Below are 24,849 nucleotides of genomic sequence, written 5' to 3'. Positions count from 1 at the left end.
GCAGGCGGTCAGGCGCCCAGTTCGCGTACCAACGAGTCGCGGGTGATCTCGCTGATCGACTTGGCGCCGGTCAGCACCATCGCCACGCGCATTTCCTTCTCGAACAGCTCCAGCAGGTTCTTCACCCCGGCCTCGCCGTGCACGGCAAGGGCGTAGAGGAAGGCGCGGCCGATCAGGACGGTGTCGGCACCCAGGGCGATCATGCGCACCACGTCGAGGCCACTGCGGATGCCGGAGTCGGCCAGAATTTTCAGGTCGCCTTTGACGGCGTCGGCGATGGCCGGCAGGGCGCGGGCGCTGGACAGCACGCCATCGAGCTGGCGGCCGCCGTGGTTGGACACCACGATGCCGTCGGCGCCGAACTTGACCGCGTCGCGGGCGTCATCGGCATCGAGAATGCCCTTGATGATCATCGGGCCGTCCCAGTACTCGCGGATCCACTCCAGGTCTTTCCAGGAGATGGACGGGTCGAAGTTGTTGCCCAGCCAGCCGATGTAGTCGGCCAGGCCGGTGGGGTTGCCCCGGTACCTGGAGATGTTGCCCAGGTCGTGCGGGCGGCCCATCACGCCGACATCCCACGCCCACTCGGGGTGGGTCATGGCTTGCAGTACACGGCGGAGCGGGCCGTTGCGGCCGCTCATGCCCGAGTGGGCATCGCGGTAGCGGGCGCCGGGTACAGGCATGTCGACGGTGAACACCAGGGTCTTGACCCCGGCGGCCTTGGCCCGCTCCAGGGCGTTGCGCATGAAGCCGCGGTCCTTGAGCACGTACAGCTGGAACCACATCGGCCGGTTGATCGCCGGGGCCACTTCTTCGATCGGGCACACCGACACGGTAGACATGGTGAACGGGATGCCATGGGCCGCGGCTGCACGCGCCGCCTGCACTTCGCCACGGCGCGCGTACATGCCGGTGAGGCCGACCGGGGCCAAGGCCACCGGCATGCTCAGGGTTTCGTCGAACAGCTTGGTTTCCAGGCTGAGCTCGGACATGTTGTTCAGCACGCGCTGGCGCAGGGCAATGCCGGCCAGGTCCGACACGTTGTGGCGCAGGGTGTGCTCGGCGTAGGCGCCGCCGTCGGCGTAGTGGAACAGGAAGGGAGGCAGCTTGCGTTGGGCCGCGGCGCGATAGTCGGTAGAGGCAGAAATGATCATGGATTCTCGCAGCGTTGCTTGTGGGGAGTGCCGGGCGCGCAATGGCGCCCGGCCCCTTTCACTTTAGTGATGAACCAGCATGCCGGTCAGCCAGTAAGCCTGGACCAGGGTGATCAGGCCCACGATGGTGGCAAAGAACAGGCTGTGCTTGACGGTGAAACGGAACAGGTCGGATTCCTTGCCCACCAGGCCGGTGGCAGCGCAGGCCACGGCGATGGACTGTGGCGAGATCATCTTGCCGGTCACGCCGCCGCTGGTGTTGGCCGCTACCAGCAGGGTGTCGTTTACCCCGATCTGGTGAGCAGTGGTGGCCTGCAGCGAGCTGAACAGGGCGTTGGACGAAGTGTCCGAGCCGGTCAGGAATACGCCCAGCCAGCCAAGGAACGGCGAGAAGAACGGGAACGCGGCACCGGTGCCGGCCAGTACCAGGGCCATGGTCGAGGACATGCCCGAGTAGTTGGTGACGAAGGCGAAGGCCAGCACCATGCCGATCGACAGGATGGGCCAGCGAAGCTCCCAGAAAGTCTCTTTGAAAGTGGTCAGACCAGTTTTGAAGTTGATCTTCAGCACTGCCATGGAAATCAGCGCCGAGAGGAAGATCGCGGTGCCGGTGGCGGAGATCGGGTCAAGCTTGAACACCGCTGGCATGGCAGTGGGCGCGGCAACGATCGGTGCGGTCTTGATCACCAACTGGTCGAGGTGCGGGATGGCGAAGTTGAAGACGAAGTTGTACATGGCACCGCCCGGGGCGAACGCTGCCTTGAACGGCTTCAGGGTCCAGATGGTGACCAGTACGGTCAGGATCAGGAACGGCGACCAGGCCTTGAAGATTTCGCCAAAGCTGTAAGGGCTAGGCTGGCTGCCACTTGGCTGCACAACGGCTGCGCCGACGCTGCCTTTGGCTTCGCTGAACGAACGCTTTGGCTGCCAGACTTTCAGGAACAGGGTAAGGCAGATAAGGCTGGCCAGTGCCGAGGTGATGTCGGGCAGTTCCGGGCCGATGAAGTTCGACGTGAAGTACTGGGTAACGGCGAAGCTCAGGCCGGCGACCAGGGCGGCAGGCCAGGTTTCCTTCACGCCGCGCAGGCCGTCCATCATGAACACCAGCCAGAACGGCACGAACAACGACAGCAGCGGCAGTTGGCGGCCGGTCATCGCGCCGATGTGGAAGGCGTCGATGCCGGTGACCTGGCCGGCCACGATGATCGGAATGCCCAGGGCACCGAATGCCACCGGTGCGGTGTTGGCGATCAGGCACAGGCCGGCGGCGTATAGCGGGTTGAAGCCCAGGCCCACCAGCAGTGCGGCAGTGATTGCCACAGGGGCGCCGAAGCCCGCCGCGCCTTCCAGGAAGGCACCGAAGCAGAAGCCGATCAGCAGCACTTGCAGGCGCTGGTCGTCGGTAATCGACAGCACCGAGCTGCGGATCACTTCGAACTGGCCACTCTTGACCGTGAGTTTGTACAGGAACACCGCGGCAACGATGATCCAGGCAATCGGCCAGAGGCCGTAGAGGAACCCATAACCCGCGGCAGCGAGGGCCATGTCGACAGGCATCTGGAATGCGAAGATCGCCACCAGGATCGACAGCGCGAGGGTGATGCTGCCCGCTACGTGGCCTTTCAGGCGGAACACGGCGAGGGCAAGGAAGAAGAACACGATAGGGATGACTGCCGCCAGTGCGGACAGGCCAAGACTACCAAGCGGGCTATAGAGTTGTTGCCAGGTTTGCATATGGGGTGGCCCCTAATTGTTGTTGGTCAGCACTGGCATTGGATAATTGGTAAGACCAATTTACAATGGCTGGTCGCTAGGTTAAAAGCGCTGTCGTGGGTGTGTCAATTTGTCCTGTGCAAAACTTTGGTCGCGTGCCGATGAGCGGGCGCCTGATGCGCTGGGAAAATCGCGGCTTGATGGGTGTTTGCGCGGCCTGGATCGGCGAGAATAGGCGCCCCTGAAATTTGCCGGGGGTTTGTGGAGAGCATGTGATGGTTTTTGATCAGGTCCGCCAACGGCGCCTGTCCGACGACATCGTCGATCGGTTGGAAGGGATGATTCTGGAAGGCACGCTGACCTCGGGGCAGCGGCTGCCGGCCGAACGCGCCCTCGCCGAGCAGTTCGGCGTGTCCCGCCCGTCACTGCGTGAGGCGATCCAGAAGCTGGTGGCCAAGGGGCTGCTGGTCAGCCGCCAGGGCGGCGGCAATTTTGTTGCCGAGTCACTGGGCTCTACATTCAGCGACCCATTGCTGCAGTTGCTCGAGCACAGTGCCGAGGCGCAGCGCGACCTCCTTGAATTTCGCCATACCCTGGAGGCGTCGTGTGCCTATTACGCCGCCCAGCGTGCCACCGAGCCGGACCGGGCACGCCTGAAGGCGGCCTTCGATGCGTTGCAGGACTGCTACACCCGGGTCGATGAAGTCACTCGGGCGGAGGAGGGGGTGGCCGATGCGCGTTTCCACCTGGCGATTGCCGAGGCCAGCCATAACGCGGTGCTGCTGCACACCATTCGTGGTTTGTTCGACCTGCTCAAGCGCAACGTGGTGACCAATATTGGTGGCATGTACCAGCAACGGACCGAGACCCGGGACATGCTGATCAGCCAGCACCGGGAGCTGTACCTGGCGATTGTCGAGGGCAGGGCGGAGGATGCGCGGGAGGTGTCCAGCCGGCACATTCTGTATGTGCAGGAGGTGCTGCAAGAGGCACACGAAGAGGCGCAGCGGGTGGCCCGGGCAGAGCGGCGCAGCGGGCGCTGAGATCGGTGCTGGATTCTTCGCGGGCACGCCCGCTCCCACAGGATGGGCGCCGGGTTTGAACCTGGCGCCGGTCCCTATGGGAACAGGCTAAAGACCGATTAGTCTTCCTTGCCCTTGTTCCGCACGACCCGCTGCAGCTCGCGGTTGGAATCGCGTTCGCGCACGGTGTCGCGCTTGTCGTATTCCTTCTTGCCCTTGCCCAGCGCAATTTCGCACTTGATCAGGTGCTTGCTCCAGTACAGCGACAACGCCACGCAGGTGTAGCCCTTTTGCGCTACAGCCGCTTCCAGCCGCTCGAGCTCGCGCTTGTTCAGCAGCAGCTTGCGGGTGCGGATGGGGTCGGCGATGACGTGGGTGCTGGCAGTGGTCAGCGGGGTGATGTGGCTGCCGAACAGCCAGGCTTCACCGTCCTTGAGCAGCACGTAACTGTCAACGAGGTGCGCCTTGCCAGCTCGCAGGCTTTTTACTTCCCAGCCGGACAGGACCAGCCCGGCCTCGAACTTGTGTTCGATGAAGTAATCGTGTCGCGCTTTTTTATTTTGCGCGATGGTCCCGGTCGGATGTTTTTTTTGCTTAGCCATAGGGGCGGCATTATAGGCAAGTCCGTGCGTCGTCCGCTATGGGATTTCGGTGTGCTTGAGCCACTGCAATGAATACCGGACAATACGGGCCTGTCTTGGTGACAGAACCTGTTTTCGGCACGCTGCGAAGCGCCGCCACCCAGCCTTGGAAGTGACGCCTGGATGACTACCCATATTCAACGCTCCGCCCTGCTGCCATACCCCGCCCAGGCGCTCTACGATCTGGTCAACGATGTGGCCAGCTACCCAGAGTTTCTGCCGTGGTGCTCGGCCTCGACGGTGATCGACGCCAGCGACACGCACATGCACGCCAAGCTCGAGGTGGCCAAGGGCGGCATGAGCCAGTACTTCGTCACGCGTAACGTGCTGGTGCCGGGGCAGTCTATCGAGATGAACCTTGAGGAGGGGCCGTTCACGCAGTTGCATGGCGTGTGGGTGTTCAAGCCGCTGGGTGAAAAGGCCTGCAAGATCAGCCTGGACCTGTCTTTCGATTATGCCGGGCCGATTGTGCGCGCCACCTTGGGCCCGCTGTTCAATCAGGCGGCCAACACGCTGGTCGATGCTTTCTGCCAGCGTGCCAAGCAACTGCATGCCTGACAGATACGGCGAAAACAAAAAGCCCGGACCAGGTCCGGGCTTTTTTGTGACTGCTGTTCCCGCTTAGCGGGTTTCCAGCGGAGCCGGCGTCGGGACCGGGGTGGTCTCGATGGTGTCGATTTCGCGCTGGATGGATTCTTCCACCGAGCCTGGCTTGGCTGGTTTTTCTTCAGGCTGAGCCGCTGGCTGCGCTGTCTGGCCTGGCTCGGTGGCCGGGCTGACTGTGGTGTCGCTGCTGCCCCCCAGGATTTCCTGGTCGCGGCTGACGCCTGGCATGAAGTCGCCCGACAAGCTGACCAGTTGGTCGCTCTCGTTGAAGAAGATGCTCATGCGCTCTTGCTGGCGTTTACCACCACCAGGCTGCAGGCTGTACAGGTAATCCCAACGGTTGGTGTGGAAGGTATCCTGAATCAGCGGGTTGCCCATGATAAACCTTACTTGCCGGCGGGTCATTCCCGGGCGTAATTGGTCTATCATGTCCTGCGTGACGACATTGCCCTGCTGGATGTCGATTTTGTAAACCCCGGGAAACGAGCAACCGGCGAGTGCGAGCAGTCCCACTAGGGTGAGGCTGGTTAGCAAGAGCTTGGTGTTTTGCATCGGTGGGCGACTTCCACTATCTTGGCTGGACAACGTAAACCCCGATCATACCCGTATTAAGAGAAGCTGCGAAGCAGCATCGGCGAGAAAGCTGACCATGGTTGAAAATAGCGAATTACGCAAAGCCGGTCTCAAGGTGACCCTGCCTCGAGTCAAGATCCTTCAGATGCTCGATTCCACCGAGCAGCGTCACATGAGTGCCGAGGATGTTTACAAGGCACTGATGGAAGCAGGCGAGGACGTAGGCCTGGCCACCGTCTATCGCGTACTGACCCAGTTCGAAGCAGCGGGTCTGGTGGTTCGCCACAACTTCGACGGCGGCCACGCAGTGTTCGAGCTGGCCGATGGCGGTCACCACGACCATATGGTGAACGTGGATACCAGTGAAGTCATCGAATTCATGGATGCCGAAATCGAGAAGCGCCAGCGCGAAATCGTAGCCGAGCATGGCTTCGAGCTGGTAGACCACAATCTGGTCCTGTATGTGCGTAAGAAGAAGTAACGATTTTTTATCGTTATGAATGACAAAGGCGACCTTCGGGTCGCCTTTGTGCTTTCTGCTTCGGCAGATTAATTGGGTTGTCTGCACTGGCCCTATCGCCGGCAAGCCAGCTCCCACAGGTACACCACATATTTCAGGGCCTGTGATCACCTTGTGGGAGCTGGCTTGCCGGCGATAGGGCCAGTACCGGTAGCATCAGGCCTTGCCAGAAACCACCATCTTGCGCGCATGCGCCAGGGATTCCTTGGTCAGGTCAATGCCGCCCAGCATCCGCGCCACTTCTTCTACCCGCTCACGCTTGCCCAGGCTGGCCACGGCGGTGTGGGTGGTGTCGCTGTTGCGCACCTTGTGTACAAACAGGTGGTGATGCCCTTGCGCCGCAACCTGTGGCAGGTGAGTCACGGTCAGCACCTGGCCGCGCTCGCCCAGGCGGCGCAACAACTGGCCGACGATTTCGGCAGTAGGGCCGCCGATACCCACATCGACTTCGTCGAACACCAGGGTAGGAATGCGCGATGTCTGTGCGGTAATCACCTGGATCGCCAGGCTGATACGCGACAGTTCGCCACCCGAAGCCACCTTTGCCAGGCCCTTGAGCGGCTGGCCGGGGTTGGCGCTGACCAGCAGTTCGATCTGCTCCAGGCCATGCGGTGACAGGTCCGCGCCCTCGGTGGGCGTCAGCTCGATGCGGAAACGCCCGCCGGGCATGCCCAGGCGCTGGATTTCCTGCTCGACGGCGCCCGCCAGTTGCTGGGCGGCTTGCTGGCGCAGGGCGCTGAGTTCACGGGCCCGCTCTTTATAATGCTGTGCGAAAGCAGCCAGTTCTTCGCCCAGCCGCTCGATCGACTCGTCGCTGGCGTTCAGGCCTTCGATTTCTTCCATCAGTTGTTGCTGCAGGTGCGGCAGTTCAGTGGGGTGCACGCGGTGTTTGCGCGCCAGTGTATAGATGGTGTCGAGGCGTTCTTCCAAAGCCTGCAGGCGCATCGGGTCGGCGTCGAAGTTGTCGAGGAAGCGGTTGAGCTCGCCTACGGCTTCTTCTACCTGGATCTGAGCGCTGGCGATCAGGTTGGCGGCCTCGCCCAAGGCCTTGGGTGAGTGGGTGGCAGCGCCCAGCCGGTTGAGGCTGGAGGTGAGGGCGCTGAGCACGTTGCCCGAGTCGCTTTCACTGCACTGGTCGATCACCTGGCGACAAATGCCGAACAGCGCTTCGGCGCTGGTCAGGTTCTTGTGCTCCTGCTCCAGTTGCTCCAGTTCGTGCTCGCCCAGGCCCAGGTTGTCCAGCTCTTCCAGCTGGTAGCTGAGCAGCTGATGGCGGGCGCGCTGCTCATCACCTGAATTGGACAGCCGCTCCAGCTCCAGGCGGGTCTGGTTCCAGCGCTTGGCCGCCAGATGCACCTGGCGGGCCAGGTCGACGGCGCCGGCGTACTCGTCGAGCAGGCGGCGGTGGGTGTCGGTTTTCAGCAGCGACTGGTGCTCGTGCTGGCTGTGGATATCGATCAGCAGCTCGCCCAGCGCCTTGAGGTCGCCCAGCGGGCACGGCGTGCCGTTGATGTAGCCGCGGCTACGGCCTTCGGCGGTGATGACCCGGCGCAGTATGCACAGCCCGTCGTTGTCCAGGTCGCGTTCGGCCAGCCAGGCGTGGGCCTCGGGGATGTCTACCAGGTCGAAAGTGGCGAGGATGTCTGCCTTGTCGGTGCCAGGGCGCACCACGCCACTGTCGGCCCGATCGCCCAGGGCCAGGCCGAGGGCGTCGAGCATGATCGATTTACCGGCACCGGTCTCGCCCGTGATGACGGACATGCCGCGGGCAATTTCGAGGTCGAGGTGCTCGACGATGGCGTAGTTGTGAATGGACAGGTGCACCAGCATGAGGGGCGGCTCCCGAAAGTCAGGTCTGGTTATTTATACAGTACTTTTTTCAGGCCTGCCAATGCCCCTTGGCAGATTCTGTTGCAACCGGGAAAACCACCTTGCCCCTTGAAGCTGGTTTTTCCGGCCCCATATAGCCGACATCACAGGCGAGCCTGGCTCGCAGTCCACAAAATTGCGCAGGAGAGACCCCATGGCTGATGAACAGCTGAACGAGAAAGACCTTAACGTGGAAGAAACCGGTGCAGGCACTGCAGCTGACACCCGTGTTCTGGAGCTCGAGGAACAGCTGGCCGCAGCCAAGGACCAGGCGCTGCGCGCCGTTGCCGACGTGCAGAACGTGCGACGTCGTGCCGAGCAGGATGTCGAGAAAGCCCACAAGTTCGCCCTGGAGAAGTTCTCCAACGACTTGCTGCCGGTGATCGACAGCCTGGAATTGGCCCTGGCGCACTCCAGTGACGAAGATGAGCAGGTCAAGGCTATCCGCGAAGGCGTCAAACTGACCCTCAAGATGTTCCAGGACACCCTGAAGCGCTACAACCTCGAAGTCGTCGATCCGCACGGTGAACCGTTCAACCCTGAGCATCACCAGGCGATGGCCATGCAGGAAAGCGCCGAAGTCGAGCCGAACAGCGTGCTGAACGTGTTCCAGAAGGGTTACCTGCTGAACGGCCGTCTGCTGCGCCCCGCCATGGTGGTGGTCAGCAAGGCGCCGAGCGCTGCGCAACCCTCGATCAATGAAAAGGCTTGAAATCCGTCGGGGCAACCCCATCTAGGTGTCAAGCCTTCAAGTATTACCGCAGTTGGCCAAAGTAGTCGCTGCTACCAAATTCAAGTTTCGGGAGAGTTAACATGGGCAAAATCATCGGTATCGACCTGGGGACCACCAACTCGTGTGTCTCCATCCTGGAAAACGGTAACGTCAAAGTCATCGAAAACGCCGAAGGTGCGCGTACCACCCCTTCGATCGTGGCCTACGCCAACGATGGCGAAATCCTGGTAGGTCAGTCGGCCAAGCGTCAGGCTGTTACCAACCCGCACAACACCCTGTTCGCGGTAAAGCGCCTGATCGGCCGCCGCTTTGAAGAGCAGGTCGTGCAGAAAGACATCCAACTGGTTCCGTACAAGATCGCCAAGGCTGACAACGGTGACGCCTGGGTTGAAGTGAACGGCCAGAAAATGGCACCGCCGCAAATCAGCGCCGAAGTGCTGAAAAAGATGAAGAAAACCGCCGAAGACTACCTCGGCGAGCCAGTTACCGAAGCGGTCATCACCGTTCCGGCCTACTTCAACGACAGCCAGCGTCAGGCGACCAAAGACGCCGGCCGCATCGCCGGTCTGGACGTGAAGCGCATCATCAACGAGCCGACCGCTGCTGCGCTGGCCTACGGCATGGACAAGGCCAAGGGCGACCACACTGTCATCGTTTATGACCTGGGTGGCGGTACCTTCGACGTTTCGGTCATCGAAATCGCCGAAGTCGACGGTGAGCACCAGTTCGAAGTACTGGCTACCAACGGCGACACCTTCCTGGGTGGCGAAGACTTCGACATGCTGCTGATCGACTACCTGGTCGAAGAGTTCAAGAAAGAGTCCGGCATGAACCTGAAGGGCGACCCTCTGGCCATGCAGCGCCTGAAGGAAGCGGCCGAGAAGGCCAAGATCGAGCTGTCGTCTGCTCAGTCGACCGACGTCAACCTGCCGTACATCACTGCAGATGCCACCGGTCCTAAGCACCTGAACGTGAAGATCTCCCGCGCCAAGCTGGAGTCGCTGGTTGAAGAGCTGGTGCAGCGCACCATCGAGCCTTGCCGTATCGCCCTGAAAGATGCTGGCATCGACGCCAGCAAGATCGACGACGTGATCCTGGTCGGTGGCCAGACCCGTATGCCGCTGGTGCAGAAAACCGTTGCCGATTTCTTCGGTAAAGAAGCGCGCAAGGACGTCAACCCGGACGAAGCCGTCGCCATGGGCGCCGCCATCCAGGCTGCTGTTCTGGCCGGCGATGTGAAAGACGTGCTGCTGCTGGACGTCAGCCCGCTGACCCTGGGTATCGAAACCATGGGCGGCGTGATGACTGCGCTGATCGAGAAGAACACCACCATTCCGACCAAGAAGTCGCAGGTGTTCTCGACTGCCGATGACAACCAGGGCGCCGTGACCATTCACGTGCTGCAAGGTGAGCGTAAGCAGGCCGCGCAGAACAAATCGCTGGGCAAGTTCGACCTGGCTGACATTCCGCCAGCTCCACGTGGCGTGCCTCAGATCGAAGTTACCTTCGACATCGATGCCAACGGTATCCTGCACGTCAGCGCCAAAGACAAGGCGACCGGCAAGTCGCAGTCGATCGTGATCAAGGCCAACTCCGGCCTGTCGGACGAAGAGATCGAGCGCATGGTGCGTGACGCCGAGGCCAACGCCGAGGAAGACCGCAAGTTCGAAGAGCTGGCCGCTGCCCGTAACCAGGGTGATGCGCTGGTTCACTCGACCCGCAAGATGGTCGCTGACGCGGGTGACAAGGTCACCGCTGAAGAGAAGACTGCCATCGAAGCGGCCGTGGTTGCCCTGGAAGCCGCCGTCAAAGGCGACGACAAGGCTGCCATCGATGCCAAGGTCGAAGAGCTGTCCAAGGTCTCTGCCCCGGTTGCCCAGAAAATGTACGCCGAGCAGTCGGCCGAACAGCCTCAGGGTGGCGCGCAGCAGGCCGAGCCGGAAGCCAAGCACGATGACGTGGTTGACGCCGAGTTCGAAGAAGTAAAAGGCGACGACAAGAAGTAATCGTTGCATGTTGTCGGCCAGCTCACCGCCGTTTGGCGGTGAGCTGGTAGGATGTCGCCGCGCGGGGGCTTGCTCCCGCGTTGGCGTATCTGGAATTCGAGAATTTTTACAGCATCTGTCAGCGGCCCTTGGTGGCGCAGGCAGGTGCTGACGGCGCGGCGCAGATGCCAGACGCCCAACAAGGTGCAAATGACCTATGTCCAAGCGTGATTACTATGAGGTTCTGGGTGTCGAGCGCGGCGCCAGTGAAGCTGACCTCAAAAAGGCTTACCGCCGTTTGGCGATGAAGTACCACCCGGACCGCAACCCGGGTGACAAAGAGTCGGAAGACATGTTCAAGGAGGCCAACGAGGCCTACGAAGTACTGTCTGATGCCAGCAAGCGCGCGGCGTTCGACCAGTATGGCCATGCCGGTGTCGACCCAAGCATGGGCGGCGGCGGTGCCGGCTTCGGTGGCGCCAACTTCTCCGACATCTTCGGTGATGTATTCAGCGACTTCTTTGGCGGCGGCCGTGGTGGCGGACGTGGCGGTGCCCAGCGCGGCAGCGACCTGCGCTACACCCTGGAGCTGAACCTGGAAGAAGCGGTGCGTGGCACCACGGTCAGCATCCGCGTTCCTACCCTGGTCAATTGCCAGCCTTGCGACGGTTCCGGTGCCAAGAAGGGTTCGACCCCGTCGACCTGCCCGACGTGCGGCGGCATCGGTCAGGTGCGCATGCAGCAAGGCTTCTTCTCGGTGCAGCAAACCTGCCCGCGCTGCCATGGCCAGGGCAAGATCATTACCGACCCGTGCACCTCGTGCCACGGCGAAGGGCGTGTCGAAGAATACAAGACGTTGTCGGTCAAGGTGCCGGCAGGTGTCGATACCGGCGACCGCATCCGCCTCTCGGGCGAGGGCGAGGCCGGTACCCATGGTGGCCCGACTGGCGACCTGTACGTGGTGATCAGTGTACGTGAGCACGAGATCTTCCAGCGCGACGGCAAGCACCTGTACTGCGAAGTGCCCATCAGCTACACCGATGCCGCCTTGGGTGGTGAGCTGGAAGTGCCGACCCTTGATGGTCGCGTGAAGCTGAAAATTCCGGAAGGCACCCAGACTGGCAAGCAGTTCCGCCTGCGTGGCAAGGGTGTGGCGCCGGTGCGCGGTGGTGGTGCGGGTGACCTGCTGTGCCGTGTGGCGGTGGAAACCCCGGTCAACCTCAGCCGCCGTCAGCGCGAGCTGCTCGAAGAGCTGCGTGACTCGCTGGAAGGCGACAGTTCCCACTCGCCCAAGGCCAGTGGCTGGTTCGATGGCGTGAAGCGCTTCTTCGGCGATCTCTGACAAGGAAAAGGCTATGCGACGTATTGCAGTGATGGGCGCGGCAGGGCGGATGGGCAAGACCCTGATCGAGGCTGTGCAGCAAACCCCGGGTGCCGGCCTGACGGCAGCGATCGATCGCCCTGACAGCTCGCTGGTCGGGGCGGACGCCGGTGAATTGGCGGCCCTCGGCCGGATCGGTGTGCTGCTGTCCGATGACCTGGCCAAGGTTGCCGACGAGTTCGACGTGCTGATCGATTTCACGCACCCTTCGGTCACCCTCAAGAACCTGGCGTTCTGCCGCAAGCACGGCAAGGCGATGATCATCGGTACTACGGGCTTCTCTGTTGAAGAGAAGCAACTGCTGGCCGAGGCAGGCAAGGACATTCCAATCGTGTTTGCCGCCAACTTCAGTGTCGGCGTCAACCTCAGCCTCAAGCTGCTGGATATGGCGGCGCGGGTGCTGGGTGATGATGTTGATATCGAGATCATCGAGGCGCACCACCGGCACAAGGTCGATGCGCCGTCGGGCACTGCGCTGCGCATGGGTGAAGTGGTTGCCAATGCGCTGGGCCGGGACCTGCAGGAAGTGGCCGTGTATGGCCGCGAAGGGCAGACCGGTGCGCGTGATCGCAAGACCATTGGTTTCGCGACTGTGCGTGCCGGTGATGTGGTGGGTGATCACACTGTATTGTTCGCTGCCGAAGGCGAGCGTCTGGAAATCACTCACAAGGCCTCCAGCCGCATGACCTTCGCCAAGGGCGCCGTGCGTGCGGCACTGTGGCTGGATGGGCGCGAGCCTGGCCTGTACGACATGCAGGATGTGCTCGAGCTGCGCTAAGCCGTTCGAGTGGTGTGGGCTTCTTCGCGGGCTTGCCCGCTCCCACAGGTATTGCGCCGGTCTTGTGGGAGCGGGCAAGCCCGCGAAGAAGCCACCGCCGATGTCAGTCTGTCGCATTCATGTGTTTTAGAGACACATATGCGGTAGACCGAAAACGCACTTTTCTGTAAGCTACAGCTTTAGTGTGTCCACTAAAAGCGCGCAGCGAATTGAATTCAGCACATGAAAGCGGGGTGACGTGTCCATACGTCACTCCGCTTTTTTGCAACCTGCGATCGCCCTTTCATGCTTGATTTACGGGAGGTCTTCTTGACAAAGCCAGCCATACTCGCCCTTGCCGACGGCAGTATTTTTCGCGGTGAAGCCATTGGTGCCGACGGTCAGACCGTTGGTGAGGTGGTATTCAACACCGCTATGACCGGCTACCAGGAAATCCTTACAGACCCTTCCTATGCGCAGCAAATCGTTACCCTGACCTACCCGCACATCGGTAACACCGGTACTACGCCGGAAGATGCCGAGTCGAACCGCGTCTGGTCCGCTGGCCTGGTCATCCGTGACCTGCCGCTGCTGGCCAGCAACTGGCGTAACACCCAGTCGCTGCCTGAATACCTCAAGGCCAACAACGTCGTTGCCATCGCTGGCATCGACACCCGTCGCCTGACCCGTATCCTGCGTGAAAAGGGCGCCCAGAACGGTTGCATCCTCGCCGGTGACAACATCAGCGAAGAAGCCGCCATCGCCGCTGCCCGTGGTTTCCCGGGCCTGAAGGGCATGGACCTGGCCAAGGTCGTTTCCACCAAAGAGCGCTACGAGTGGCGCTCCAGCGTGTGGGAGCTGAAAACCGACAGCCACCCGACCATCGAAGCTGCCGACCTGCCTTACCACGTGGTTGCCTTCGACTACGGCGTCAAGCTGAACATCCTGCGCATGCTGGTTGCCCGTGGCTGCCGCGTGACTGTGGTGCCGGCCCAGACCCCGGCCAGCGAAGTGCTGGCCCTCAACCCGGACGGCGTGTTCCTGTCCAACGGCCCTGGTGACCCTGAGCCGTGCGACTACGCCATCCAGGCGATCAAGGAAATCCTCGAAACCGAGATTCCGGTATTCGGCATCTGCCTCGGCCACCAGCTGCTGGCCCTGGCCTCCGGCGCCAAGACCGTGAAAATGGGTCACGGTCACCACGGTGCCAACCACCCGGTCCAGGACCTGGACAGCGGTGTGGTCATGATCACCAGCCAGAACCACGGTTTTGCTGTTGACGAAGCTACCCTGCCGGGCAACGTTCGCGCCATCCACAAGTCGCTGTTCGACGGCACCCTGCAGGGTATCGAGCGCACCGACAAGAGCGCGTTCAGCTTCCAGGGCCACCCTGAAGCGAGCCCTGGCCCGACCGACGTCGCGCCACTGTTCGATCGTTTCACCGATGCCATGGCCAAGCGCCGCTGAGCATCCTGCTTCAAGGCCCCGGGCCGGCTCGCGCCGCGCCCGGAAGCGCCTGACCCAGATTGTTCTAAGCGGCTTGCCGACTGACCCCGGATTTGAGTGACCACCATGCCAAAACGTACAGACATCAAAAGCATCCTGATTCTCGGTGCCGGCCCGATCGTGATCGGCCAGGCCTGTGAATTCGACTACTCCGGCGCCCAGGCCTGCAAGGCCCTGCGCGAGGAAGGTTTCCGCGTCATCCTGGTGAACTCCAACCCAGCCACCATCATGACCGACCCGGCCATGGCCGACGCCACCTACATCGAGCCGATCAAGTGGCAGTCGGTGGCCAAGATCATCGAGAAAGAGCGCCCGGACGCCGTTTTGCCGACCATGGGTGGCCAGACCGCCCTGAACTGCGCCCTGGACCTGGAGCGCCACGGCGTTCTGGAGAAGTTTGGCGTAGAGATGATCGGTGCCAACGCCGATACCATCGACAAGGCTGAAGACCGCTCGCGCTTCGACAAGGCCATGAAAGACATCGGTCTGGAATGCCCGCGCTCGGGTATCGCCCACAGCATGGAAGAGGCCAATGCGGTCCTCGAAAAGCTCGGCTTCCCGTGCATCATTCGCCCGTCGTTCACCATGGGTGGCACCGGCGGTGGTATCGCTTACAACCGTGAAGAATTCGAAGAAATCTGCACCCGTGGTCTGGACCTGTCGCCGACCAAAGAGCTGCTGATCGACGAATCGCTGATCGGCTGGAAAGAGTACGAGATGGAAGTGGTCCGCGACAAAAAGGACAACTGCATCATCGTCTGCTCGATCGAAAACTTCGACCCGATGGGCGTGCACACCGGTGACTCGATCACCGTTGCTCCCGCGCAGACCCTGACCGACAAGGAATACCAGATCATGCGCAACGCCTCGCTGGCGGTGCTGCGTGAAATCGGTGTTGAAACCGGCGGTTCCAACGTGCAGTTCGGTATCTGCCCGGACACCGGCCGTATGGTCGTCATCGAGATGAACCCGCGCGTATCGCGTTCGTCCGCCCTGGCTTCCAAGGCCACCGGCTTCCCGATTGCCAAGATCGCCGCCAAGCTGGCCATTGGCTACACCCTCGACGAACTGCAGAACGACATCACCGGCGGCCGCACCCCGGCTTCCTTCGAGCCGTCGATCGACTACGTCGTCACCAAGCTGCCGCGCTTCGCCTTCGAGAAATTCCCGAAAGCCGACGCCCGCCTGACCACCCAGATGAAATCCGTGGGTGAAGTCATGGCCATCGGCCGTACCTTCCAGGAATCCCTGCAGAAAGCCCTGCGCGGCCTGGAAGTCGGTGCCTGCGGTCTGGACCCGAAAGTGGACCTGGCCAGCCCTGAAGCTGCCGGCATCCTCAAGCGCGAGCTGACCGTACCGGGCGCCGAGCGTATCTGGTACGTCGCTGACGCCATGCGTTCGGGCATGACCTGTGAAGAAATCTTCGCACTGACCGGCATCGACATGTGGTTCCTGGTGCAGATGGAAGATCTGATCAAGGAAGAAGAGAAGGTCAAGACCCTGGCCCTGTCGTCCATCGACAAGAGCCTGATGCTGCGCCTCAAGCGCAAAGGTTTCTCGGACCAGCGCCTGGCCGTGCTGCTGGGTATCACCGACAAGAACCTGCGCCGTCACCGCCACAAGCTGGAAGTGTTCCCGGTGTACAAGCGCGTCGACACCTGCGCCGCCGAGTTCGCCACCGACACCGCCTACCTGTACTCCACCTACGAGGAAGAGTGCGAGGCGAACCCGTCGACACGCGACAAGATCATGATCCTGGGTGGCGGCCCGAACCGTATCGGCCAAGGTATCGAGTTCGACTACTGCTGCGTACACGCCGCCCTGGCGCTGCGTGAAGACGGTTACGAGACCATCATGGTCAACTGCAACCCGGAAACCGTCTCCACCGACTACGACACCTCCGACCGCCTGTACTTCGAGCCGCTGACCCTGGAAGACGTGCTGGAAGTGTGCCGTGTCGAGAAGCCGAAAGGCGTGATCGTCCATTACGGCGGCCAGACCCCGCTGAAACTGGCACGTGCCCTGGAAGAAGCCGGCGTACCGATCATCGGTACCAGCCCGGATGCCATCGACCGCGCCGAAGACCGTGAGCGCTTCCAGCAGATGGTTCAGCGCCTGAACCTGCTGCAGCCGCCAAACGCCACCGTACGCAGCGAAGAAGAAGCCATCCGTGCTGCTGGCGGCATCGGCTACCCGCTGGTGGTGCGCCCGTCGTACGTACTGGGCGGCCGCGCCATGGAAATCGTCTACGAACTGGACGAGCTCAAACGCTACCTGCGTGAAGCGGTACAAGTGTCGAACGACAGCCCGGTACTGCTCGACCACTTCCTCAACTGCGCCATCGAGATGGACGTGGATGCGGTGTGCGATGGCACTGACGTTGTGATCGGCGCCATCATGCAGCACATCGAACAGGCCGGCGTTCACTCCGGCGACTCGGCGTGCTCGCTGCCACCTTACTCGCTGAGCAAGGAAGTGCAGGACGAAGTCCGCGTACAGGTCACCAAAATGGCCCTGGAGCTGGGCGTTGTCGGCCTGATGAACGTGCAGCTGGCCCTGCAAGGCGACAAGATCTACGTGATCGAAGTCAACCCGCGCGCCTCGCGTACCGTGCCGTTCGTGTCCAAGTGCATCGGCACTTCCCTGGCCATGATCGCAGCCCGCGTAATGGCCGGTAAAACCCTGAAAGAGCTGGGCTTCACCCAGGAAATCATCCCGAACTTCTACAGCGTCAAGGAAGCCGTCTTCCCGTTCGCCAAGTTCCCGGGGGTTGACCCGATCCTCGGCCCTGAGATGAAATCGACCGGTGAAGTCATGGGTGTCGGTGACACCTTCGGTGAAGCGTTCGCCAAAGCCCAGATGGGTGCCAGCGAAGTGCTGCCGACCGGTGGTACCGCGTTCATCAGCGTGCGTGACGACGACAAGCCACAAGTGGCTGGCGTTGCCCGCGACCTGATCGCCCTGGGCTTCGAAGTGGTTGCAACTGCTGGCACCGCCAAGGTTATCGAGGCGGCTGGCCTGAAAGTGCGCCGTGTGAACAAGGTGACCGAAGGTCGCCCGCACGTGGTCGACATGATCAAGAACGACGAAGTCTCGCTGATCATCAACACCACCGAGGGCCGTCAGTCGATTGCCGATTCTTACTCGATTCGTCGCAATGCGCTGCAGCACAAGATTTACTGCACCACCACCATTGCGGCCGGTGAAGCCATCTGCGAGGCGCTGAAATTTGGTCCTGAAAAGACCGTTCGTCGCCTGCAAGATCTGCATGCAGGACTGAAAGCATGAGCATTACCAAGTACCCGATGACCGTCCAGGGCGCTCGCGCCCTGGAAGAGGAGCACCTGTTCCTGAGCAAGACCGAGCGCCCGCGCCTGAGCCAGGCGATCGGTGAAGCGCGCGAACTGGGCGACCTCAAGGAAAACGCCGAATACCATGCCGCCCGCGAAGAGCAGGGCATGGTCGAGGCGCGTATCCGCGATATCGAAGGCCGTCTGCAGAACTCGGTCGTGATCGACGTGACCACCATTGCCCATACCGGCAAGGTCATTTTCGGCACCACCGTTGAGCTGGCCAACACCGAAACCGACGAGCGGGTTAAATACCAGATCGTTGGCGAGGATGAAGCCAACATCAAGCTCGGCAAGCTTTCGGCAAGCGCGCCGATTGCCCGTGCCATCATCGGCAAGGAAGAAGGCGACATCGTCGTCATCAAGACGCCAAGCGGCACGGTCGAGTACGAGATTGTCGAAGTCCAGCACATCTGACCGGCGCCTGCGGGCGCCATCCCTTGAGGGGATCCTCTGGCAACTGGCCCAGGTTTTCTGGGTTGGTGGCCTGTGGGTGTTCCATGTGGGGCTGGTGCCTGCGCTCAAGGTCAGTGGTCTGGCACCCTTGCTGGTGCAAGACATTGCCGGGCAGATCGACCGCTGGTTGATTGGCGTGGCGCTGCTTGGGCTGTTGACTCAGCTGGCGGTACTGGCGAGGGTGGACGGCCTGGCGGCCTGGTGGCGGCAATTTCGCGGCCAGATGCTGTTGCTGGGGTTTTCAGCCTGCGTGGGGTACTACACCTTGCGCTACGGCATTTCGGTCGGCGAGCGCTGGCAGATGTTCTGTTTCCTGGTGCTGGGTTTTTCCGGCATCGTGCTGGTGGCCCAGCCGGTACCGGTCAGGGCGCGCAAACCGCGCCACTGATCGGAGCCACCGTTACTTGTAGCGGTGGATATTGGACAGCTGCTTGTTGGGCTGTGGGTTCTTACGGTAGATCAGCGCTTTCTTGCCGATGGTCTGCACCAGCTCGGCACGGCCGGCCTTGCACAGTTCTGCAATGGTTGCGGCACGTTCTTCGCGGTCTTCCGAGCGAATCTCGACCTTGATCAGCTCATGGTCGACCAGGGCGCGTTCCAGTTCGGCAACTACGCCTTCATTCAAACCGTTGCCAGCAACGATCAAAACCGGCTTCAGGTCATGACCAATGGACTTGTACTGCTTCTTCTGCTCGTTATTGAGCGGCATAATCTGACCCTTTCCGTCTGATTCTGTAAAATTGACCGGCATTTTACCCGAGGGCCACCGGCTCCGCCCAGTCAATCACGACGCATATCATCGAGGTGCCCCGTGGTACAACGTTCCAAAAGCAGCGCAAACTGGCTGCGAGAGCATTTTAACGACCCTTTTGTGAAACAGGCGCAGAAGGATGGCTACCGCTCGCGTGCGAGCTACAAACTGCTGGAGATCCAGGAAAAGGACCGCCTGATCCGACCTGGCATGAGTGTAATCGACCTCGGCGCGGCCCCTGGCGGCTGGTCGCAGGTGACCAGTCGTCTGATTGGTGGTCAGGGCCGGTTGATCGCTTCCGATATCCTGGAAATGGACTCGATCCCTGACGTGACCTTCATCCAGGGTGACTTCACCGAGGATGCAGTGCTGCAGCAGATCCTCGCGGCGGTCGGTGATTCGCACGTAGACCTTGTGATTTCGGACATGGCCCCCAATATGAGTGGTACGCCCGAAGTGGACATGCCGCGCGCCATGTTCCTCTGCGAGCTGGCTCTGGATCTGGCAACCCGCGTGCTGAAGCCCGGCGGAGATTTCCTGATCAAGATTTTCCAGGGCGAAGGCTTTGATATGTACCTGAAGGATGTGCGCACCAAGTTCGACAAGGTGCAAATGCGCAAGCCGTCTTCTTCGCGGGACCGTTCCCGTGAGCAGTACCTGTTGGGCAAGGGTTTCAAAGGCGTTTGAACAGCGTGCTGCGGGTGGTCGATAGTTATTTCCAATCGGCCCTCCCGTCTGGATCGTCCGAACTTCGTGTAGTCTAGCTTTCACAAAGGGTTACAGACGGTGCCTGCGGCTGCGTAGGTAATGTAGTAAGTTAGGGCGATGAATATCATGCGAGGCACGGCTGCGTCGTGCGCCGGCCTCAGAGGGTAGCGAATTGAACGACATGGCAAAGAATCTGATCCTGTGGTTGATCATCGCAGCTGTCCTGGTGACAGTGATGAACAACTTCTCCAGCCCTAACGAGCCGCAGACCCTCAACTATTCCGACTTCATCCAGCAGGTCAAGGATGGCAAGGTCGAGCGTGTGACCGTCGACGGCTACATCATTACCGGCAAGCGCGCCGACGGCGACAATTTCAAGACCGTGCGCCCGGCCATTACCGACAATGGCCTGATCGGTGACCTGGTCGACAATCACGTGGTTGTCGAAGGCAAGCAGCCAGAGCAGCAGAGCATCTGGACGCAGTTGCTGGTCGCCAGCTTCCCGATCCTGGTCATCATCGCCGTGTTCATGTTCTTCATGCGCCAGATGCAAGGTGGTGCGGGTGGCAAGGGCGGGCCGATGAGCTTTGGCAAGAGCAAGGCGCGCCTGCTGTCCGAAGACCAGGTCAAGACCACATTGGCTGACGTTGCAGGTTGCGACGAAGCCAAGGAAGAAGTGGGCGAGCTGGTCGAGTTCCTGCGCGATCCGGGCAAGTTCCAGCGCCTGGGTGGTCGTATCCCGCGCGGTGTGCTGATGGTTGGCCCGCCCGGTACCGGTAAGACCCTGCTGGCCAAGGCCATTGCGGGCGAAGCAAAAGTACCGTTCTTCACCATTTCCGGTTCGGACTTCGTGGAAATGTTCGTCGGTGTCGGTGCCAGCCGTGTGCGCGACATGTTCGAGCAGGCCAAGAAGCACGCCCCGTGCATCATCTTCATCGACGAAATCGACGCCGTTGGTCGCCACCGTGGCGCCGGCATGGGCGGCGGTCACGACGAGCGTGAGCAAACCCTCAACCAGTTGCTGGTAGAGATGGACGGCTTCGAAATGAACGATGGCATCATCGTCATTGCCGCTACCAACCGCCCTGACGTACTCGACCCGGCGCTGCTGCGTCCAGGCCGTTTCGACCGCCAGGTAGTGGTAGGCCTGCCAGACATCCGCGGTCGCGAACAGATCCTCAAGGTGCACATGCGCAAGGTGCCGATTGGCGAAAACGTCAACCCGGCGGTCATTGCCCGTGGTACCCCTGGCTTCTCCGGTGCCGACCTGGCCAACCTGGTCAACGAGGCCTCGCTGTTTGCCGCGCGTTCCAACAAGCGCCTGGTCGAAATGAAAGAGTTCGAGCTGGCCAAGGACAAGATCATGATGGGCGCCGAGCGCAAGACCATGGTCATGTCCGAGAAAGAAAAGCGCAACACTGCCTACCACGAGGCGGGTCATGCCATCGTTGGTCGCCTGGTGCCTGAGCACGACCCGGTCTACAAGGTTTCGATCATTCCGCGCGGTCGCGCCCTGGGCGTGACCATGTTCCTGCCGGAAGAAGACCGCTACAGCCTGTCCAAGCGTGCACTGATCAGCCAGATCTGCTCGTTGTACGGCGGCCGTATCGCCGAAGAGATGACCTTGGGCTTCGACGGCGTCACCACGGGTGCCTCCAACGACATCATGCGGGCCAGCCAGATCGCTCGCAACATGGTCACCAAGTGGGGCTTGTCGGAAAAACTCGGCCCGCTGATGTACGCAGAAGAAGAGGGTGAAGTGTTCCTCGGTCGCAGCGCGGGCAGCCAGCACGCCAGTGTTTCCGGCGAGACTGCCAAGCTGATCGACTCCGAAGTACGCAGCATCATCGATCAGTGCTACGCCACTGCCAAGCAGCTGTTGATCGAGAATCGCGACAAGCTCGAAGCGATGACCGAAGCGCTGATGAAGTATGAGACCATTGATGCCGATCAGATCGATGACATCATGGCTGGCCGTACGCCACGCGAACCGCGTGACTGGGACGACGACAAGCATTCGGGCACCCCTGCTGCCCAGGATGATCGCCCTGAATCGCCAATTGGCGGTCCGGCAGCTCAACACTAAGGGCGTCTATGAGCTCAGTGCAGTACCCGACCCGGTTGCCTTGCGGCAACCGGGTTCTTGATTTGTCGCGTACCCATGTCATGGGTATTCTCAATATCACCCCCGATTCCTTCTCCGATGGTGGGCGCTTCAGTCAGCGCGACGCGGCCCTGCGCCATGCCGAAGCGATGGCTGCCGCCGGCGCCACGCTGATCGACATCGGTGGTGAGTCCACGCGCCCCGGTGCGCGTGCGGTATCCGTGACCGAGGAGCTGGAGCGTGTGGCGCCGATGGTCGAGGCTATCAACAGCCGCCTGGACGTCGTCATTTCGGTCGATACTTCGACGCCTGCCGTCATGCGTGAATCGGCGCGCCTCGGTGCCGGGCTGATCAATGACGTCCGTGGCCTGGAGCGTGATGGCGCCCTGGATGCCGCTGCCGACACCGGGCTCCCGGTGTGCCTCATGCACATGCGCGGCGAGCCGGGTAACATGCAGGACGACCCGCATTACGATGATGTGACCGCCGACGTTACGCGTTATCTTGAACAGCGGATGGCCGCCTGCGCCGCAGCGGGCATCGATGCGAACAGAATCATCCTTGACCCGGGCTTTGGTTTCGCCAAGACATTGGCGCACAACCTGAGCCTGTTCAAGCACATGGAAGCGCTCTATCGCCTTGGGCGCCCGCTGCTGGTGGGCGTTTCACGAAAGAGCATGATCGGCCTGACGCTGGATCGTCCGGTCGGCGAGCGGTTGTACGGCAGCCTTGCGCTGGCGGCGTTGGCCATGACCAAGGGGGCGAGCATCCTTCGTGTCCATGACGTGGCCGAAACTGTCGATGTGGTGCGCATGATCGCTGCGGTACAAAACGCCGAATAAGAACATTGGAGTCCCTATGAGCAGAAAATACTTTGGTACCGACGGCATTCGTGGCCGCGTCGGCGAATTCCCGATCACGCCTGACTTCATGCTGAAGCTTGGCTGGGCGGCCGGCATGGCCTTCCGTAAGCAGGGCCATTGCCGCGTGCTGGTGGGCAAGGACACGCGTATCTCCGGCTACATGTTCGAGTCCGCACTCGAAGCCGGTCTGGCCGCAGCAGGTGCCGACGTCATGCTGCTGGGGCCAATGCCTACACCGGCCATCGCCTACCTGACTCGCACCTTCCATGCCCAGGCGGGCATTGTCATCAGTGCTTCGCACAACCCGCACGAAGACAACGGCATCAAGTTTTTCTCGGGCCAGGGCACCAAGCTGCCCGACGAAGTCGAGCTGATGATCGAAGAGTTGCTCGACCAGCCGATGACCGTTGTCGACTCGGGCAAGCTGGGCAAGGTCTCGCGCATCAACGATGCTGCTGGCCGATACATCGAATTCTGCAAGAGCAGCGTGCCTAGCAGCACCAGTTTCGATGGCCTGAAGCTTGTGGTCGACTGTGCCCACGGTGCCACCTACAAGGTCGCGCCAAGCGTGTTCCGCGAGCTGGGTGCTGACGTGACCGTGCTGCATGCCCAGCCGGACGGCCTGAACATCAACGAAGGTTGCGGCTCGACCCACATCGAATCGCTGCAGGCCGCCGTGCTGGTTGGCCATGCCGACCTCGGCATTGCCTTCGACGGTGACGGGGATCGCGTGTTGATGGTCGACCACACTGGCGCCATCGTCGACGGTGACGAGCTGCTGTTCATCATTGCCCGCGACCTGCACGACCGTGGCAAGCTGCAGGGCGGGGTGGTGGGTACCCTGATGAGCAACCTGGGCCTGGAGCTTGCGCTGAAGGACCTGGATATCCCGTTCGTGCGGGCCAAGGTCGGCGACCGTTACGTCATGGCCGAACTGCTGGAGCGCGAGTGGCTGGTCGGGGGTGAAAACTCCGGCCACGTCGTGTGCTGCAACCACACCACCACCGGTGACGCGATCATTGCCGCGCTGCAGGTGCTGATGGCGCTCAAGCGCCGTGGTGAAACCCTGGCGCAGGCTCGTCAGGCCCTGCGCAAGTGCCCGCAGGTGCTGATCAACGTGCGCTTCGGCGCGAGCAAGGTCGACCCGCTGGAGCACCCGGCAGTCAAGGAAGCCAGTGCCAATGTGACCGAAGCCTTGGCTGGTCGCGGCCGTGTTCTGTTGCGCAAGTCCGGTACCGAGCCGTTGGTGCGGGTCATGGTCGAGGGCGAAGACGAAAGCCAGGTGCGGACGCACGCTGAAGCGTTGGCCAGACTGGTCGGCGAAGTTTGTGTCTGAAGGCGCTTGCCAGCGCAGATCTGGTTGGGTAAGATCTGCGCCCACTTTGACCGACGAGGTAAAGCATGCGTCGCCCTATGGTAGCTGGTAACTGGAAGATGCACGGTACCCGCGCTAGCGTCGCTGAGCTGACCGAAGGCTTGAGCAATCTCGCCTTGCCGAGCGGAGTGGAAGTCGCGGTGTTTCCACCGGCTTTGTTCATCAATCAGGTGATTGATGCCCTGGAAGGTAAAGAAATAACTGTCGGCGCACAGAATTCTGCTGTACAACCCGAACAGGGTGCGCTGACCGGGGAAGTTGCTCCGGAACAGCTGGTTGAAGCAGGTTGCAAGTTGGTGTTGGTGGGGCACTCGGAACGTCGCCAGATCATTGGTGAAACCGACGAAGTGCTCAATCGCAAGTTTGCAGCGGCCCAGGCCAAAGGTTTGAAGCCAGTGCTTTGCATTGGGGAAACCCTTGAAGAGCGCGAGGCAGGCAAAACGCTTGAAGTTGTCGGGCGTCAACTAAGCAGTATCATCGAAGCATTCGGTGTTAAGGCTTTTGCCAATGCAGTAATTGCCTATGAGCCTGTATGGGCCATCGGCACCGGCCTGACGGCCACGCCACAGCAGGCCCAGGATGTGCACGCCGCCATCCGCGGCCAGCTGGCGGCAGAAGATGCTGAAGTAGCTGCGAAGGTGCAGCTGCTCTACGGCGGCAGCGTGAAGGCGGCCAATGCGGCCGAACTGTTCGGCATGCCGGATATCGATGGGGGGCTCATTGGTGGGGCTTCCCTGAACGCAGACGAATTCGGTGCAATTTGTCGCGCCGCAGGAAACTGA

General features: G+C 61.4%; 22 protein-coding genes. 16 read left to right on the top strand and 6 right to left on the bottom strand.

Going from position 1 to position 24,849, the window contains the following annotated elements; all coding sequences use genetic code 11:
* Window positions 1-8: 8 nt before the first annotated feature.
* Both lldD and PP4_RS23795 read right to left on the bottom strand, forming a co-directional pair.
* Window positions 9-1,154 carry an FMN-dependent L-lactate dehydrogenase LldD gene (lldD, locus tag PP4_RS23800; protein WP_016501657.1) on the bottom strand — a complete coding sequence of 382 codons (1,146 nt, stop codon included), beginning with the start codon at window positions 1,152-1,154 and terminating at the stop codon, window positions 9-11.
* 63 nt (window positions 1,155-1,217) lie between these two features.
* A complete protein-coding gene (locus PP4_RS23795; RefSeq protein ID WP_016489185.1) occupies window positions 1,218-2,888 on the bottom strand; it encodes a lactate permease LctP family transporter in 1,671 nt (556 codons plus the stop codon).
* A 254-nt stretch (window positions 2,889-3,142) separates the two neighbouring features.
* Between PP4_RS23795 and PP4_RS23790 the strand changes: the two genes are divergently transcribed.
* Window positions 3,143-3,910, top strand: coding sequence for an FCD domain-containing protein (locus PP4_RS23790; RefSeq protein WP_016501656.1), 768 nt, complete (start codon window positions 3,143-3,145; stop codon window positions 3,908-3,910).
* A gap of 98 nt (window positions 3,911-4,008) precedes the next feature.
* Here the strand turns inward: PP4_RS23790 and smpB are convergent, their stop codons facing one another.
* On the bottom strand, window positions 4,009-4,491 hold the full coding sequence (gene smpB, locus PP4_RS23785) for an SsrA-binding protein SmpB (protein WP_016501655.1): 483 nt from the start codon (window positions 4,489-4,491) through the stop codon (window positions 4,009-4,011).
* A gap of 162 nt (window positions 4,492-4,653) precedes the next feature.
* Between smpB and PP4_RS23780 the strand changes: the two genes are divergently transcribed.
* Window positions 4,654-5,088: a type II toxin-antitoxin system RatA family toxin gene (locus tag PP4_RS23780; RefSeq protein WP_016501654.1), complete on the top strand. Its 435-nt coding sequence runs from the start codon at window positions 4,654-4,656 to the stop codon at window positions 5,086-5,088.
* Between the two features lie 63 nt (window positions 5,089-5,151).
* Here PP4_RS23780 and PP4_RS23775 read toward each other — a convergent pair whose 3' ends face one another.
* On the bottom strand, window positions 5,152-5,688 hold the full coding sequence (locus tag PP4_RS23775) for an outer membrane protein assembly factor BamE (RefSeq protein WP_016501653.1): 537 nt from the start codon (window positions 5,686-5,688) through the stop codon (window positions 5,152-5,154).
* Window positions 5,689-5,785: 97 nt separating this feature from the next.
* Between PP4_RS23775 and fur the strand changes: the two genes are divergently transcribed.
* Window positions 5,786-6,190, top strand: coding sequence for a ferric iron uptake transcriptional regulator (fur, locus tag PP4_RS23770; protein WP_003249922.1), 405 nt, complete (start codon window positions 5,786-5,788; stop codon window positions 6,188-6,190).
* Window positions 6,191-6,385: 195 nt separating this feature from the next.
* Here fur and recN read toward each other — a convergent pair whose 3' ends face one another.
* The gene (gene recN / locus PP4_RS23765; protein WP_016501652.1) at window positions 6,386-8,059 is read right to left on the bottom strand and encodes a DNA repair protein RecN; all 1,674 of its coding nucleotides are present in this window, start codon (window positions 8,057-8,059) and stop codon (window positions 6,386-6,388) included.
* A gap of 193 nt (window positions 8,060-8,252) precedes the next feature.
* Between recN and grpE the strand changes: the two genes are divergently transcribed.
* From grpE to PP4_RS23725, 8 genes are all read left to right on the top strand, one after another.
* Window positions 8,253-8,810, top strand: a complete 558-nt coding sequence (gene grpE / locus PP4_RS23760) for a nucleotide exchange factor GrpE (protein WP_016501651.1) — start codon at window positions 8,253-8,255, stop codon at window positions 8,808-8,810.
* 101 nt (window positions 8,811-8,911) lie between these two features.
* Window positions 8,912-10,837 (top strand): molecular chaperone DnaK, encoded by a 1,926-nt coding sequence (gene dnaK, locus PP4_RS23755; protein WP_016501650.1) that lies wholly within the window; start codon window positions 8,912-8,914, stop codon window positions 10,835-10,837.
* Window positions 10,838-11,033: 196 nt separating this feature from the next.
* A complete protein-coding gene (gene dnaJ / locus PP4_RS23750) occupies window positions 11,034-12,158 on the top strand; it encodes a molecular chaperone DnaJ (protein WP_016501649.1) in 1,125 nt (374 codons plus the stop codon).
* A gap of 13 nt (window positions 12,159-12,171) precedes the next feature.
* Window positions 12,172-12,975, top strand: coding sequence for a 4-hydroxy-tetrahydrodipicolinate reductase (gene dapB, locus PP4_RS23745; protein WP_016501648.1), 804 nt, complete (start codon window positions 12,172-12,174; stop codon window positions 12,973-12,975).
* A gap of 309 nt (window positions 12,976-13,284) precedes the next feature.
* On the top strand, window positions 13,285-14,421 hold the full coding sequence (gene carA / locus PP4_RS23740) for a glutamine-hydrolyzing carbamoyl-phosphate synthase small subunit (protein ID WP_016501647.1): 1,137 nt from the start codon (window positions 13,285-13,287) through the stop codon (window positions 14,419-14,421).
* Window positions 14,422-14,526: 105 nt separating this feature from the next.
* Window positions 14,527-17,748, top strand: a complete 3,222-nt coding sequence (gene carB, locus PP4_RS23735; RefSeq protein WP_016501646.1) for a carbamoyl-phosphate synthase large subunit — start codon at window positions 14,527-14,529, stop codon at window positions 17,746-17,748.
* A complete protein-coding gene (gene greA, locus PP4_RS23730) occupies window positions 17,745-18,227 on the top strand; it encodes a transcription elongation factor GreA (RefSeq protein WP_016501645.1) in 483 nt (160 codons plus the stop codon). The genes carB and greA overlap by 4 nt, the downstream gene beginning before the upstream one ends.
* Window positions 18,205-18,654, top strand: coding sequence for a hypothetical protein (locus PP4_RS23725; RefSeq protein WP_016501644.1), 450 nt, complete (start codon window positions 18,205-18,207; stop codon window positions 18,652-18,654). Before greA ends, PP4_RS23725 begins: the two co-directional genes overlap by 23 nt.
* Window positions 18,655-18,666: 12 nt before the next feature.
* Here the strand turns inward: PP4_RS23725 and PP4_RS23720 are convergent, their stop codons facing one another.
* Entirely contained in the window at window positions 18,667-18,975 is a 309-nt protein-coding gene (locus PP4_RS23720) for a YhbY family RNA-binding protein (protein WP_016489174.1), read from the bottom strand.
* Between the two features lie 102 nt (window positions 18,976-19,077).
* Here PP4_RS23720 and rlmE point away from each other — a divergent pair, with 102 nt between their 5' ends.
* The 5 genes from rlmE to tpiA all read left to right on the top strand — a co-directional run bounded on the left by rlmE (window position 19,078) and on the right by tpiA (window position 24,849).
* Window positions 19,078-19,704: a 23S rRNA (uridine(2552)-2'-O)-methyltransferase RlmE gene (gene rlmE, locus PP4_RS23715; protein WP_041167880.1), complete on the top strand. Its 627-nt coding sequence runs from the start codon at window positions 19,078-19,080 to the stop codon at window positions 19,702-19,704.
* Window positions 19,705-19,906: 202 nt separating this feature from the next.
* Window positions 19,907-21,811, top strand: coding sequence for an ATP-dependent zinc metalloprotease FtsH (ftsH, locus tag PP4_RS23710; RefSeq protein WP_041167879.1), 1,905 nt, complete (start codon window positions 19,907-19,909; stop codon window positions 21,809-21,811).
* Window positions 21,812-21,819: 8 nt separating this feature from the next.
* Entirely contained in the window at window positions 21,820-22,671 is an 852-nt protein-coding gene (folP, locus tag PP4_RS23705; RefSeq protein WP_016501641.1) for a dihydropteroate synthase, read from the top strand.
* A gap of 16 nt (window positions 22,672-22,687) precedes the next feature.
* Window positions 22,688-24,028 (top strand): phosphoglucosamine mutase, encoded by a 1,341-nt coding sequence (gene glmM / locus PP4_RS23700; protein WP_016501640.1) that lies wholly within the window; start codon window positions 22,688-22,690, stop codon window positions 24,026-24,028.
* 65 nt (window positions 24,029-24,093) lie between these two features.
* Window positions 24,094-24,849: a triose-phosphate isomerase gene (gene tpiA / locus PP4_RS23695; RefSeq protein WP_016501639.1), complete on the top strand. Its 756-nt coding sequence runs from the start codon at window positions 24,094-24,096 to the stop codon at window positions 24,847-24,849.

This window comes from Pseudomonas putida NBRC 14164 (assembly GCF_000412675.1).
In the GTDB taxonomy this organism is placed as follows: domain Bacteria; phylum Pseudomonadota; class Gammaproteobacteria; order Pseudomonadales; family Pseudomonadaceae; genus Aquipseudomonas; species Aquipseudomonas putida.
Note: the sequence above shows the minus strand (reverse complement) of the source record. Positions and strands in the feature narration are given on the sequence as shown.

Coding starts and splice junctions, on each gene's coding strand:
- lldD (WP_016501657.1), bottom strand. CDS start 1,154: ATGATCATTTCTGCCTCTACCGACTATCGCGCCGCGGCCCAACGCAAG.
- dnaJ (WP_016501649.1), top strand. CDS start 11,034: ATGTCCAAGCGTGATTACTATGAGGTTCTGGGTGTCGAGCGCGGCGCC.
- recN (WP_016501652.1), bottom strand. CDS start 8,059: ATGCTGGTGCACCTGTCCATTCACAACTACGCCATCGTCGAGCACCTC.
- smpB (WP_016501655.1), bottom strand. CDS start 4,491: ATGGCTAAGCAAAAAAAACATCCGACCGGGACCATCGCGCAAAATAAA.
- greA (WP_016501645.1), top strand. CDS start 17,745: ATGAGCATTACCAAGTACCCGATGACCGTCCAGGGCGCTCGCGCCCTG.
- grpE (WP_016501651.1), top strand. CDS start 8,253: ATGGCTGATGAACAGCTGAACGAGAAAGACCTTAACGTGGAAGAAACC.
- fur (WP_003249922.1), top strand. CDS start 5,786: ATGGTTGAAAATAGCGAATTACGCAAAGCCGGTCTCAAGGTGACCCTG.
- PP4_RS23790 (WP_016501656.1), top strand. CDS start 3,143: ATGGTTTTTGATCAGGTCCGCCAACGGCGCCTGTCCGACGACATCGTC.
- folP (WP_016501641.1), top strand. CDS start 21,820: ATGAGCTCAGTGCAGTACCCGACCCGGTTGCCTTGCGGCAACCGGGTT.
- PP4_RS23775 (WP_016501653.1), bottom strand. CDS start 5,688: ATGCAAAACACCAAGCTCTTGCTAACCAGCCTCACCCTAGTGGGACTG.
- PP4_RS23720 (WP_016489174.1), bottom strand. CDS start 18,975: ATGCCGCTCAATAACGAGCAGAAGAAGCAGTACAAGTCCATTGGTCAT.
- PP4_RS23795 (WP_016489185.1), bottom strand. CDS start 2,888: ATGCAAACCTGGCAACAACTCTATAGCCCGCTTGGTAGTCTTGGCCTG.
- carB (WP_016501646.1), top strand. CDS start 14,527: ATGCCAAAACGTACAGACATCAAAAGCATCCTGATTCTCGGTGCCGGC.
- dnaK (WP_016501650.1), top strand. CDS start 8,912: ATGGGCAAAATCATCGGTATCGACCTGGGGACCACCAACTCGTGTGTC.
- PP4_RS23780 (WP_016501654.1), top strand. CDS start 4,654: ATGACTACCCATATTCAACGCTCCGCCCTGCTGCCATACCCCGCCCAG.
- ftsH (WP_041167879.1), top strand. CDS start 19,907: ATGGCAAAGAATCTGATCCTGTGGTTGATCATCGCAGCTGTCCTGGTG.
- glmM (WP_016501640.1), top strand. CDS start 22,688: ATGAGCAGAAAATACTTTGGTACCGACGGCATTCGTGGCCGCGTCGGC.
- dapB (WP_016501648.1), top strand. CDS start 12,172: ATGCGACGTATTGCAGTGATGGGCGCGGCAGGGCGGATGGGCAAGACC.
- tpiA (WP_016501639.1), top strand. CDS start 24,094: ATGCGTCGCCCTATGGTAGCTGGTAACTGGAAGATGCACGGTACCCGC.